Genomic DNA, 13,361 nt, shown 5'->3' with positions numbered 1-13,361 from the left:
GTATTTTAAAAAGAGCTGCTTCCAGAGTGCGCATGTTTCACGGTCTTCTGGGCTGCGCTCATGTTTTTGAGCATCTTCTCCTGTGTCCGTTCCAGCGTATCGGTTGTGGTGGCAATATAGTTTTTGTATGTATAGATCGGGAAGTTTTTTCCGAGGCCGGAGAAGAAAGAATAGGAATCCAGCATCTCGTACTGAGCGAAATTCTGGACCGCACCCTTGAATCCGTCATAGATCCGCTTGTCTTCCATCGGCTTTAACTCCCGGAGTGCCGCATCTGCTGCCTCATCAACGTGCTACGGAGATAGAAAATATTACTAAAATGATTAACTGTGGCGACCCGTCTTACAGTGGCGCCATGTATGCATGTCCAAAATGCGGTCATCTTTTTCTTCTTCGTTCTAACTGGCGAGCAGGGCATAAATGAATGCTTCGTCCATTTATGCGTTTGCCGTTGGGGATTCCCAAACCCTTTTTCACACATCCGTGTGGCTGCGCGTTTCTGCGAAACGCTTTCTTTGGTTCCCTATGGGCCCTCTAAAAAGCAAAAAAACTGAGCCAGACACCAGATGATTTTTCTGATGTCCGGCTCCGTAGAGTCATTCTTGTATCTATTAGCCATTTTTATTTTTTTTTCATTTTTGGCTAATAGAAGCATAGCATTAAAAAAACAGCACCGGACTATACAAATCTGCCATTGCAATGGAGGACTTTCCTATAAAGCAAGAAGAATGTACATTTTTATGTACATTAGGCAATCGATATTCCATTTTCAAAAAAGAATGCACCTGCCGTAGTGAATCATCACTCACAGCAATGTGCATTCTTTCTTCGATCACTTATTCTATTCTATATCCGTCATGAAAAGCATTAATAAACGGTGATGCCATAATCTCCGGTTTCATCGTCAGAAACTTCTTTTTCAAACGCAAGCATTCATGAATTATTCGTCGATGCCAACTCAGTAATCAATTCGACTACCTTCCGTGCGCCGTTCTTATCAAGTTTATGCCCCATCTCGATATGATAGACTTTTGATTGGTCATCGTAGTATTGACTAAGAATGTCCTCATTTGCTGCAGTCTTGTCTTCGGTTCCATATATCAGAAAAGTCTGTTTTCGGAGATCAGCGTCGAATGTCTTACTAAAGAATTCACTCTTTACATTATCAATCGACTCTAGAAAATCCGGTGTTAACTTCTGGTTCTGTTCGGTACATAAAGCTTTAATCCGCATTAGATTATCCGGGAGGGCTACATTGATCATTATTTTGGGGATGTCAGGAATCTGCATAGCATAAAACGCTCCTAAAGAAGAGGCGACTATCACATCATAATGATTCCGAGAGATCAGCTTATTGAGTTTCTCTTTCATCTTATCCGTGTTGGTAAGGGGGAAATCGGGAGCGTCTAAATGATATGGTATTTTACTTAAGTCAAGTTCATCACAAAGTAAGCTCCATGAATGACCATATCCTGTGCCAAGATAACCATGAACGTAAAGGATTTGTATATCCCTGTTTTTACAAGCTGCATTGAGATACAGCATATCGGATGGAATCTCAACAGCTCTTCCCCACTCCAGTCTGGAAACGAGCATCTCTGACACACCTATTTTTCTCAATCCCGATATAGAATCATGACCGGTAACGACGATCTGGCCACCTGTTTCAAATACCGCGTTGAATACAGAAATGAATTCTTCCGTGCTTGCATCCTTGCCTGCCAGATAGTGTATATCATCTACAAGGAGGACATCAGCAGTTCGATATTTCTCTCTGAATTCCTGTCTTGCAGATGATCGAATTGCGAAAATAAGATCATCTATAAAATCCTTTGTTCTAATTCGTACGACGCGCAAATCGGAATAGGATTTCTGTAAGTACTGTTCAATAGCATGTAGAATATGCGTCTTTCCGGTCTGAGTATCCCCATAAATATATAGTGGGTTTGCAGTTTTACCAAGGTGATCTACTACAGATCTTGCAGCTAAAAAGGCTTCCCTGTTATTCTTGTTCAGATAAAAATTATCGAAGCTGTATTTTGACATACGGAGCACCTCCTACACTACGGTATTACCGTTTTCACTCATGATTCTTTGAATATCTATTCGGACTAACGTTGTTTTTTCGAGAAGTTCTGAGGCAAGCATGTCGAGAAGGGATCTGTGTTTTGCCAGGAGCTTCTTAACTTCAAGATAGTTTCTTTCCAAAACCATCGCCGCTGCTCTATTTCTGTTTTCTGCGACATACGCATCTGAACGATCTTCTATCCAGTTGTGGAACCCAAACATGCACTCATTATCAACCAGGCACATAGCTTTACGAAATGCATTATGGAGATCCGCATTTGCCCCCATATCGGTCTCACCAAAGACCAGTTCTGTCGTTGCTTTTCCCGCAAGCGACGCTTTGATCATCGCTTCGTTGTATTCTGCGCTGCAGTTTTTCTTTTCTTCCGGTCGGTAATACCGTACAAAACCGTAACTGTCATCATTTGTTTTTCGGATTGACATGATGCTTACGCATCCGGGATCCAATAGCTCAGAAATGAGCGCATGACCCGATTCATGATAGGCGATTTTCTTCAAAATGTCTTCCGGGAGTGTATCGCTGCTTTCCGGCGCATCAAAGATCAGATCCAGGCAGGAATCAATGATGTTTTGCATGGTCACTTTCTGTTGGCGATGGAAAGCTGCTTTGATTGCAGCATTATTGATTACGCTTTCTAATGTGGCACAGGATTCCCCGTCCAGCATTCTCGCAATGGATTCCGCATCCATTTCATCGAAGAGACTCGATTTTTCAATGTAATGCTTAATGATTTCTGCCGCTTCATCCTTTTGTGGAAGACGAATTCTTAACCTTTTCCCTATTCTTCCCGGTCTTAAAAGTGAATTAGGGATTTTTCGGAGATTGTTGACGGTTGCTATCACGAACACGTCGTAATCGCTGATTTCATCAATGCACGACTGAACCGTTACAAACTCTTCTGCATCACAGTCATTTTCACTCTGCTCTGAAAATTTATCCAGATCATCCAGAAGAACGATCGACGGTGCATGTCGTTTAGCTTCTTCAAAAGTGTCGGATATCGTCTTAATAAACTTTCCGTCGGAGACCTTTTTTCTACATATGTATGCTTTCCGCCCCGTGGATTCGATCAAACACTGGGCCATTGTTGTCTTTCCGGTACCGGGTCTTCCGTAAAGGACTAATCCGTCCTTTAAACCAGCACCAAGTTTTTGATAGATGTCCGGATGATTTAGCATATCGCTGATGATCCGGAGTTCCCGTTTTATGTCTTCATATCCTACGATTTTTTCGAAATGATCTTCCATATCACAGCCTCCTTCAAAATGCCATGTACTCTTTTGATTACATAATAAAAAAAGCAATGCGCATTTTTTTGCACATTGCTTTTTTTGCCTAAGTTTTTACCTAAACTATTTTTCTTTTACGGTATAGCCGCACTTATCATTCTTCTTAGGGTCACCGTATAAAAAGAATGGTACGGCCCTCATTTTTTGCATAAGAGCCTTCAGATAGGGGCGATTACCATTATTCATATCGACCCACTCTTTATATTGTTCATCTCCAGCAAAGACCAATGGCGCGATCAAAATAGCAGCTCCCTGCTTTCCAAACTCTTTTAGCAAATTATCTGTATCTACAATTCTATAATAGGTGAACGCTTCTAATACACAATGGAGCATTGTCGCGGGCACCTTAGCATTCTTTTTCTTCAATTCCAAAAAATAAACTATATTTTCATCTTCGTTAACGGATAATAAATCGATTTCACCATATGGATCAGATCTTTGGGTCTTTAATGGAATTTGATAGTCTAATATTTTACCTATATGATCAAACGTGCCCTGTTCCTTACATTGATTAAATAAATCTATCCCTATTATTTTTTCGCTTCTGTGATCTGCATTTGGCGGGTACTTCCCTTGATGACCCATATTATACTTTTTTCTTACTGCAGTTCTAGATTGAGTTGCAATCCCATTCAACCTTTCATAGTTTTCTTCTCGTAATAGATATTCTGCAATAAGTTCAGTACATAGCCTATTATCATCAGTTGTATTACTTCGATAGTCGATAAACTTTTGAGAATAAAACGTTTCCGGTACTCTCATAGCCTCGACACATTTTTTAATTATATCTGCGCTTGTGTAATAATTTTCTGACATTATAAAACCTCCCTATATTGCGATCACCTGATTATCTATTGCATTTTTTAACTCTGTATGGCATGGAATACTAATGCTACTAATATCGTCTTTACTCGCGTCCGTATGATTAATCATAAGTGTATCCGGCTTAACCATCCCAATCACCTTCTCCAGATCTTCTTTCGTAATGTGCCCGGAGACATGAATCGTCTCATGATTTTTCGCAATGTCAAGAAGCTTCTTAATCCCCGGTAGGGATCGGTATCCGCTCCACATGGAATAGATCAGAATCGTTTCCTCAGGGTACTCATCAAAGTATTTTTTTACAATCTCATAGAACTTCCCATTGGCTCTCACCACCATTCCGAATCCCTTGTTTTCGATTTGGTCTTTAAGGTAATCGCTATAGTACAACACTTTATGCGACTTATACGCCGCTTCCCGCTCTTCATCCGCTATCTCCAGAATACTCTTTTGGTAGTCATCCGTGATCACATATTGGCCATACGGGACCTGTCTGGAGAAAGCGGCGATCCGGTCAATGTTGGAAGATGACGTAAACAGAAAGACATACTTGTATTTCCGTTTTAACTCTTTGAAACGTTTTTCGACATCCTGTTCCGTTTTATAAATTCCACGGTAATCCTTGGTGAGATTTGTTCCCTCGGTAATCATGAGGTCGATATGCCCCATTTCCCGGAAAGTCCTTTCCATCCGTTCCGTGTAAAATCCGTGCATTCGATAGTCTCCGGTAAGGAGAATCCTCTTTCCCTGACCCTCGACTAAGAACATTAAGGAATCGATCGCGGAATGGTCTGATTCGATCGGCGTGATCTTCAGGTCTTTGATGATGACGGGAACACCATAGTCTAAATCTCTTGCTCCGTCAGCCCAAACCTCCTGACCAAGACACTGCATATGTTTTTGCTGTGCCATGAGTAGTTTTCTTGCTGTTTTCTGCATATACACAGGGATGCCTGCTTTGATGCGCGGAATCTCTCCCACATGATCGCCGTGGTAATGCGTCAGAAAAATGGCATCACAATCCGTCTCGCCTTTCGTTACACCTTCAACGATCAAGGGATCTTGGTCTCCTTCGCCCTCTAACGGCGAGCCAAAGTCAAAAAAGATTCTTGCAGTATCCGTGGCAATTTCGGTACATACTCCGCCAATCTGTCGCATTCCTCTGTGCGGTATTACTTTAATCATTAATTTTCCCCCTTCTTTGCCTAGACCGGGTTCGAGTCCTTATATTTTCTGTAAACACTCAGTGCTGCCTGCCTGATCCGGTTTCTCATGCTTTCCGGCTCCAGAACCTCAATGTTTTCGCCAAATTGCATTGCCCAATAGAAAAATGCCTCCGGATTGCATTTCAGATCAACGTAGATGTCGCTCCCTTCGCCTAACTCTACCCGGAAGGTTTTTCCGAAACTGTCGATCAGGGAATCCATCAGGATTTCATTGGTCTTTAATCGGATATGTTCACTTTCCCCGGAGTACATATAGACACGTTCCGCAATGTATTTCGAGAGATCAAGTCCGTTCTCCAGTCCCGTGATACTCTTCATAGGTTTTCGGTTCTCATCGAGGATCTCAACATTCGTGATACGATCCAGCCGATAATGCGAGATCCCGTCATACTTATCGTAATTGCCCAACAGATAGTATTTTCCTTTGTCGCTGAGCATCTGATATGGATTCACAATGTATTTGATGTCCCGTTTGGGATGGAGCTTAAAGTCGATCCCGTATTGCAAGTAGGAAAAGCTGATCTTTTTTCCTTTTGAAATTGCCGTGTCTATCACGGCAATGGAATTCATTACCGTTTTGTTTTCGGCATTTTTCCCGCTGGACGTGCAATGAATATGCGCTACATGGGACTTAAAATATTTGTTCGAATGCTTTTCAAGCTTTCTTACAAGGGAATGGGCTTCCTTATCTGTTATGGCTCCGGAAGTGAAAATGCTGTCGATCAGAATTCGAAGCTCGGCATCCGTGTATTCTCTTGTCTTAAGGTAGTACCCTTTCTCCGAGGCGATATCGTATCCCATCTCTCTTAGCGACACGACGTTACTTTTGATCGCTCGCCTTTCGCAGTCCATACCATAATTTGTTTTCAACAGATCTATGATATCCTGCTGCAGGAGCCTGTGGTCACTGTCAGAGTATTCCCTCAGGATATCCAGTATAAGCATGTTTAACATCTTCTTTGTTCCGGTACCGTACATATTGCATTCCTCAGATTGATTATATTTCGTGGTATGTATTTTCTTTATACCACGATCTAATGTGCGTTTTTTAGCACATTTACCTCTAAGCAATCTCGGCATATTCTTATTGTTTATAATTGAGTCACAAGATTTTGATTTAAAAGCTGTTTTGGATAGATAGCATCATAGCCAAAAAAGGCATAAAAAAAGAGGAACTAAGCGGCACTGTTGAGCGCTTTCCGCTTAGTTCCTCACTTTTTCATTTTAAGCGGCTGACGGGAGTCGGACCCGCCTCCTCGGCTTGGGAAGCCGATGTACTACCGATGTACTACAACCGCATATCAAATATACAAAAAGTATAACACAATTCAAACAAATGTCAATAACAAGCCGTGAACCGTTCCATGCTGCGAGCCCCCACCGCCCAAAGGCAGTTGGGGGCCTGCTTGCTGTTTTGTCTTCTGCCGTTTTTCTCCGAAATATGCGCGTTCCTTCCCGGCTCAGCCCTTTGGAATCCCTGACACTTTCTTGCGCAGATAACGGAAAACATCTTTTCTGGTTACAATTCCAATGAAGAACTTCTGGTCATCAAGCACCGGTACAAAACTCTGCTGCTCGATCTTTCCGTAAAGATCCTCCATATCCGCATCAATCCGGACTGCGACATTGTCGCGGAATCTCGGAACCTCGGTCACCTGAATCTTTTCCAGCTCATCTGCCGTCATCGCGTCAATTTTATCCCGAACAACCCTGAGAACATCTCCCTCCGTGATCGTTCCCAGATAATACCCCTTGTCATTCAGGATCGGCAAGGAATGGTAACGGTCTTTCGTCAGCATATCCATGGCTGTTTTGAGGTTATCCACATCGTGAATGCAAACTACTTCCGCCTTCGGTGTCAGGAAAAACAGAATGTTCATCTTGAATCCTCCTTGAATGTCAATGTTGCCTGATTTTCGGGTCCGGCAGGCTCCCTTCCGGGCTGATGGTTCGAAGAAGGATACCGTCTGCCTGCGGACTTTGTTCTGAACCCGGTAAACTCCGATCGTTGGCTATGTCCAAAACCGGATCCACCGTTTGTAATGCATCAATCTTCTCTCTTCGGGCTGATCTCTCCGTCTCTCTTGCAGATGGAGTTCTTATCGACACAGCCACGAACGCTTGTGAGTGGATACACATTGGAATCCCGGCCAACCACGGCTCCCGGATTCAGTACCGTGCCGCAGCCGATCTCGACGCGATCGCCGAGCATAGCGCCGACTTTCTTGCGGCCGGTGTCAATGTTGCCTTCCTCTGTATGGATCTGAACGTGTTTCTTGTCCGCCTTGACATTGGACGTAATTGATCCCGCTCCCATATGTGCGTGATAGCCGAGGATCGAATCGCCGACATAATTGTAATGCGGTGTCTCCACAGCATCAAACAGTATTACGTTCTTCAGCTCGGTGGAGTTTCCGACCACCGCGCCTTCTCCGATCAGCGCACTCTCTCGGATAAAAGCACTCTGTCTCACCTGTGCCTTCGGTCCGACGATAACCGGACCGTGCAGATACGCACTGTCAAATACAACCGCCGTCTTGTGAACCCAGACGTTCTCTCCTCTCTGCTCATATTCTTCCGGATTCAGTGACTTTCCGAGTTCCGTGATAAAATCGGATAGTCCGGCCAATGCCTCCCACGGATATGTGAACTGCATGAGATAATCTTTTGCCATGGTATGTGTCAGATCATAGAGCTCTGTGATCTTCGTATCTGCCTTCTTCATATGCTGGTTACTCCTCGCAATCGTATTATTGATAACCTTATATTCTTCGCTCGGATCGCGGAATATGCCGCCGGCTGTTTCGCTGCCGTGAACCGATTCATGAATCCTTGCGTTTCACCGTCTTCTTCCGCGGTGAGGTTCCCTTCTTCGCCCAGTTTTTCCGCCCCTGGTCGTAGATCTCATTTTCTTTATAATATTTTGCAAATGTGTCAAACAGGGCCATAAAATCGCCGGCGGAAGCTCTTCCATTAATGGCGGAAGCAGTCCTGCGTGAGACAAAATCACTCAGTTTTGCCATATATTCGTCACCGGTGATGGTGCCTTCCGAAACCTGCGTCAGACCTCTCTCCCAGCTGGCGGTCAGGGACGGCTCCAGAAGCGGCCGCATCGCAGATCCGACGACCACATATATACATTCCCCCAAAAACGACGGAGTTATAACCTGAGTTTTCTTATTCAGGCTGAGATAGCCGATGGAAAAGAGTTTTTTCAAAATGTCGGCTCTCGTCGCGCTGGTTCCGATCCCGCTTCCCTTGATCTCCTCGCGAAGTGTCTCATCCTCGATCAGCTGTCCGGCGTTCTCCATCGCAAGAATCATCGATCCGGACGTATACCGCTTCGGCGGGGACGTCTCTCCCTCCTTGATATTCAGGCCATCCAGATCAACTGCCGATCCTTTCCGGAGTTTTTCCAGAAGCGCCAGAAACGCCGGATCGGACAGGTCGGCATTGTTCTTTGCATCGGTGTCTTCTCCGGAGACATCATCTCCGTTCATTCCGTCTCCCGCATCCGGAGTGACAGCGGAAGACGCATCCTTTGCAGCCTGGGTCTCCTCCTTCTTCCGGTATGCCGCCGGGATCCCGGCAACTTTGAAGAATCCGGGATCCTCCAGTGTCTTAAAGTTCGCGAAGAAATGTTCTCCGCGATCGGTGATCTCGATCTGATACTTCCGGAAAACCGCCGGCGGGCAGAAAATGCTGAGAAAACGCCGGCAGATCAGTTCATATATCTTCCGCTTCTGCTCCGTCAGACTGTTCAGCGTCCCAAGTCCGCTTCCGGTCGGAATCACGGCATAGTGATCCGTGATCGCGCTGTCATTGACGTATTTCGTCTTTGCGATGGACTTCCAGCGCCCCATCTCCAGAACATCACCGGCAAGCCTGGCCATCGGGCCGTAATGCATGATGCCGCGGATATTGCGGTCGATCTCCTTCGCCACCGCCGTCGAGAGAACTCTCGCGTCGGTTCTCGGATAAGTCACAAGCTTTTTTTCGTACAATTCCTGAATCACCGCGAGCGTCTGATCGGGGCTGAGCTTGAAGATCTTCGAACAGTCATTCTGCAGCTCCGCCAGATTGTAGAGCATCGGCGGATTCCGAAGCTCCTTTTTCTTATCCACCGACGCGATCACGCCCGGCTCCTTCTCCGGCTGTGTGAGAAAGCGTATCAGCGCCTCCGCGTCCTCTTTCTTCGCAAAGCCGTTCTCCTTGTAGAGCAGCGGGCTCTGGAAATACTTCGAGCCCTCTACCGCCTTCCACTCTCCGTCAAAGGAGAAATGCCGTCCATCTGCGTCTTCCAGACCAAACGACGCGATCACGCGGTAGAACGGTGTCTTGACGAAGTTTCGGATCTCGCGTTCCCGCTTCACGACCATTCCGAGAACGCAGGTCATCACGCGTCCCACCGAAATCACGGTACGCTCCGCACGGCGGTAATTGGTGATCGCCTGTCCGTACTTCAGCGTCAGCACCCGTGAAAAATTGATTCCCATCAGATAATCTTCCTTCGCGCGCAGATAAGCCGCGTCCGAGAGATTGTCGTATTCCGCCTCATCCTTTGCCTCCCGGATTCCGCGGCGGATCTCCTCTTCGGTCTGAGAATCAATCCAGACACGCTTCTGTATCTTGTCTTTCACACCGGCCATCTGCGCGACCAGACGGTAAATGTATTCTCCCTCCCGTCCCGAGTCGGTACAGACATAGATGGTCCCCACATCTTCCCGGTTCAGAAGCCCGGAAACAATCTCAAACTGTTTCCTGACGTCCGGGATAATCTCATATTTCCATTCCTCCGGAATAAACGGCAGCGTTGCCAGACTCCATCGGCGGTATTTCTCATCGTATACTTCCGGATAGCTCATCGTGACGAGATGTCCGACACACCAGGTAACCACGAAGCGGTCATTCTCCAGATATCCGTTTCCGGCTCTCCCGCTCACCTGCAGCACCTGCGCGAACTGCTGCGCCACACTCGGCTTCTCCGCAATAAAAAGCGATTTACTCAAGGTAATTTCTCCGTTCAAAATCGATTGCCCCATGCTGCGGGCATGCGCTTCGGGGCCGCATGCCATATTGACCGGCAGTGTCCGATCCATTATCTTTATTATACCTTAACCCAAAGGGAAAACAACAAAACATTCCCTTAACATTTCCGATGATCCGGCTGAATCCCCGCGGCGAGCGCGCCCCCCGCGGAGCGTTTTATGTCGCATGTCGCGAAAAAACCTCAGATCTTTCAATGACATGAAAAGGCCCGGATGCGTATTATGCATCCGGACCCTCATATCCCGTCAGTGAACCTTCCGAAGACGGATTATTTTGCCTGAATGTATCCTTCCTCTGTCAGAAGCTCTGCACAGAGAACCGCGCCGCCTGCCGCACCGCGAAGAGTGTTGTGCGCAAGGCCCACAAACTTCCAGTCGTACACGGAATCCTCTCTCAGACGGCCGATGGAAACACCCATGCCGTGCTCATAGTCCACATCCAGCTTAACCTGCGGACGGTTGTCCTCCTCCAGATACTGGATGAACTGCTTCGGTGCGCTCGGAAGATCATACTCCTGCGGAAGACCACGGAAGTTTCTAAGCTTCTCGATAAGCTGCTCTTTGGTCGGCTTCTTGCGGAACTTTACAAATACCGCTGCAGTGTGTCCGTCCAGAACCGGAACACGGATGCACTGGCTGGTGATCTTCGGTTCCTGGGCCTTCACGATCTGTCCGTTCTCGATGTGGCCGAAGATGCGGAGCGGCTCCTGCTCACTCTTCTCTTCCTCGCCGGAGATGAACGGAATGATGTTCTCAACCATTTCCGGCCAGTCCTTAAAAGTCTTTCCGGCACCGGAGATTGCCTGATATGTGGTTACCACAACCTCATACGGTTCAAACTCTTTCCATGCTGCAAGCGCCGGCGCATATCCCTGAATCGAGCAGTTCGGCTTAACGGCAATGAATCCTCTGGTGGTTCCGAGGCGCTTCTTCTGATCCTCGATGACCTTAAAGTGCTCCGGGTTGATCTCCGGAACAACCATCGGAACATCCGGTGTCCAGCGGTGCGCGCTGTTGTTGGAGACAACCGGAGTCTCGGTCTTCGCGTAATCCTCCTCGATCTTGCGGATCTCATCCTTCGACATGTCAACCGCGCTGAAGAAGAAGTCTGCCTTCGCCGCAACTTCCTCAACCTTGCTGACATCCTCAACGATCATGTTCTTAACGTTCTCCGGCATCGGAGCGGTCATTTTCCAGCGTCCGCCGACAGCCTCTTCATATGTCTTTCCGGCTGATCTCGGACTTGCCGCGAGAACGGTAATCTCATACCACGGATGATTTGCAAGCAGAGTCACAAATCTCTGGCCGACCATACCGGTTGCGCCAAGAATTCCTACGTGAAGCTTTTTATCCAGTTTCTTCATTGGTGATGCCTCTCTTCCTGAGCTTACGCCGCACACTGGAAAATGGTGCCGCGCGGTTGAATACTCTTTTTACCCCATCGCTTCGGAAAGATGAATCTTTCTAAAGTGGAATGTGAATTTCGTTCTATACTAAACCAATTCATGGCAAAAAGCAATATCTTTTCATCTTTTTATAGCGTCAACTACCACGCACCTAAAGGTACGTGGCTTGCGACTCCCCTGTAGTTCGTTGCAATAACTCCTACATTTTGTCGGTGTAACTTCCGTGGGGTCGCATCATGGGACGGTTGACACCGCCCCTTACGACAAAGATTTACTCTGCCGTAACTGTATCAGGTACTTGACTATCTTCGAGATAGTTGATTCCCATGCGGTACAGATTCATAGCTCCAATGCGGTCATCGTTTGATTTATAGCCACAGTTCTTACAAGTAAACAGATGCAATTTCTTATCACGATTCGCTTTTTCAATGTGTCCACATACAGGACAGCACTGACTCGTATAACGAGGGTCAACCTTAATAACGGTAGACTGATTCTGTTTAGCTTTGTAGATAAGTTTCTGTTCAAGGTCATAGAAAGACCACGATACGGAAACGTAGCGGTCTTTGGTTCTGACACGCTCTGTAGCATTACGAACGCCTGACAAATCTTCAAGAACAAAGAGCGTATGCTTCGGGTTGGATTCAACGAGTGCCTTTGATACCTGGTGGTTAATATCATGCATCCAACGGTTTTCTCGTTGACCGATAGCTTTGAGTCTACGTCTTGATGATGAAGTCTGACACATTTGGAGTTCTTTACGAAGCTTAGAATAGTGAGCACGTTTCTGCTTAATAGACTTTCCACTTACAAAGTTTGACTTGTGTTTACTATCATAAGTGGCAACGACAAAGTTGATGCCTCTGTCAATGCCAACAACATTACAGATGTCAGAGACATTACTTTCTTCGACATCGTAAGTTACAGGGATATGCAAAAAATATTTACCATGCTTGTTTACGAGCTTAGCTGTGCCGAATTTATAGATTGTATGGTCAAAATATTTAGACATGCCCTCGGCGAAATAAGGTAACTTGACACGACCATTCAACGTATTTACTGAAAAACAGTTTTGTGTAAGGGAATAATCTCTGTTCCAAACAAGGTCATACTGTGGTTTTTTGAAGGATGGCTGAATCCACTCTTTCTGATTTTCGAGAATGGTCTTATATCTTGCAATGACAGTCTTAAATACGGACTGAGCCATCTGAGATTTGAGCCCAAACATTTCTCGGAGTGTAGAGTACAAAGCCTTGTTAAGTGAGAACTGCTTTCGGTCGTGAGTACGGAACACATAGTCAGATACATAATTACAGGCATCAGAATAAACAGACATGGTTTCATCAAGCAAAACCTTATTGTCTGCACTAACGGATATCTGAATTTTAGCCGTGACTGTCATATGTTCCATATATTAACCTCATTGTTGTTTCACTAAATATATGATATAATAATTATCAGTGAAAGTCAAGGAGTCAACG

11 protein-coding genes and 1 tRNA gene are annotated in these 13,361 nt (G+C 45.8%); all 12 read right to left on the bottom strand.

All coding sequences use genetic code 11. From position 1 onward, the window contains the following. Window positions 1-5 precede the first annotated feature (5 nt). The 12 genes from BR86_RS0104520 to BR86_RS0104465 all read right to left on the bottom strand — a co-directional run bounded on the left by BR86_RS0104520 (window position 6) and on the right by BR86_RS0104465 (window position 13,291). The gene (locus BR86_RS0104520) at window positions 6-248 is read right to left on the bottom strand and encodes a hypothetical protein (RefSeq protein WP_031471803.1); all 243 of its coding nucleotides are present in this window, start codon (window positions 246-248) and stop codon (window positions 6-8) included. A gap of 685 nt (window positions 249-933) precedes the next feature. Beyond that, window positions 934-2,046: a DnaA/Hda family protein gene (locus BR86_RS15075; RefSeq protein ID WP_051684575.1), complete on the bottom strand. Its 1,113-nt coding sequence runs from the start codon at window positions 2,044-2,046 to the stop codon at window positions 934-936. A gap of 12 nt (window positions 2,047-2,058) precedes the next feature. Beyond that, window positions 2,059-3,336 (bottom strand): AAA family ATPase, encoded by a 1,278-nt coding sequence (locus BR86_RS0104510; protein ID WP_031471801.1) that lies wholly within the window; start codon window positions 3,334-3,336, stop codon window positions 2,059-2,061. A 105-nt stretch (window positions 3,337-3,441) separates the two neighbouring features. After that, window positions 3,442-4,194: a PDDEXK family nuclease gene (locus BR86_RS0104505; protein WP_031471800.1), complete on the bottom strand. Its 753-nt coding sequence runs from the start codon at window positions 4,192-4,194 to the stop codon at window positions 3,442-3,444. Window positions 4,195-4,206: 12 nt separating this feature from the next. Then, on the bottom strand, window positions 4,207-5,385 hold the full coding sequence (locus tag BR86_RS0104500) for an MBL fold metallo-hydrolase (protein ID WP_031471799.1): 1,179 nt from the start codon (window positions 5,383-5,385) through the stop codon (window positions 4,207-4,209). A gap of 20 nt (window positions 5,386-5,405) precedes the next feature. Then, the gene (locus BR86_RS0104495) at window positions 5,406-6,371 is read right to left on the bottom strand and encodes a helix-turn-helix transcriptional regulator (RefSeq protein WP_242841561.1); all 966 of its coding nucleotides are present in this window, start codon (window positions 6,369-6,371) and stop codon (window positions 5,406-5,408) included. 282 nt (window positions 6,372-6,653) lie between these two features. After that, a tRNA-Gly gene (locus tag BR86_RS0104490) sits at window positions 6,654-6,724 on the bottom strand. A 162-nt stretch (window positions 6,725-6,886) separates the two neighbouring features. After that, entirely contained in the window at window positions 6,887-7,306 is a 420-nt protein-coding gene (locus BR86_RS0104485; protein ID WP_031471797.1) for a CBS domain-containing protein, read from the bottom strand. A 167-nt stretch (window positions 7,307-7,473) separates the two neighbouring features. Beyond that, complete coding sequence (locus tag BR86_RS0104480) at window positions 7,474-8,151, bottom strand: LbetaH domain-containing protein (protein ID WP_031471796.1); 678 nt, start codon at window positions 8,149-8,151, stop codon at window positions 7,474-7,476. 97 nt (window positions 8,152-8,248) lie between these two features. Then, window positions 8,249-10,435 (bottom strand): DNA topoisomerase, encoded by a 2,187-nt coding sequence (locus BR86_RS0104475; protein ID WP_075034413.1) that lies wholly within the window; start codon window positions 10,433-10,435, stop codon window positions 8,249-8,251. Between the two features lie 308 nt (window positions 10,436-10,743). Continuing rightward, window positions 10,744-11,829: an aspartate-semialdehyde dehydrogenase gene (gene asd, locus BR86_RS0104470; protein WP_334291603.1), complete on the bottom strand. Its 1,086-nt coding sequence runs from the start codon at window positions 11,827-11,829 to the stop codon at window positions 10,744-10,746. A 322-nt stretch (window positions 11,830-12,151) separates the two neighbouring features. Further along, a complete protein-coding gene (locus BR86_RS0104465; RefSeq protein ID WP_031471793.1) occupies window positions 12,152-13,291 on the bottom strand; it encodes an RNA-guided endonuclease TnpB family protein in 1,140 nt (379 codons plus the stop codon). Window positions 13,292-13,361: the final 70 nt, after the last annotated feature.

This window comes from [Clostridium] aminophilum DSM 10710 (assembly GCF_000711825.1).
GTDB lineage: Bacteria > Bacillota > Clostridia > Lachnospirales > Lachnospiraceae > Clostridium_R > Clostridium_R aminophilum.
This window is presented reverse-complemented; position numbering and strand designations above follow the sequence as displayed.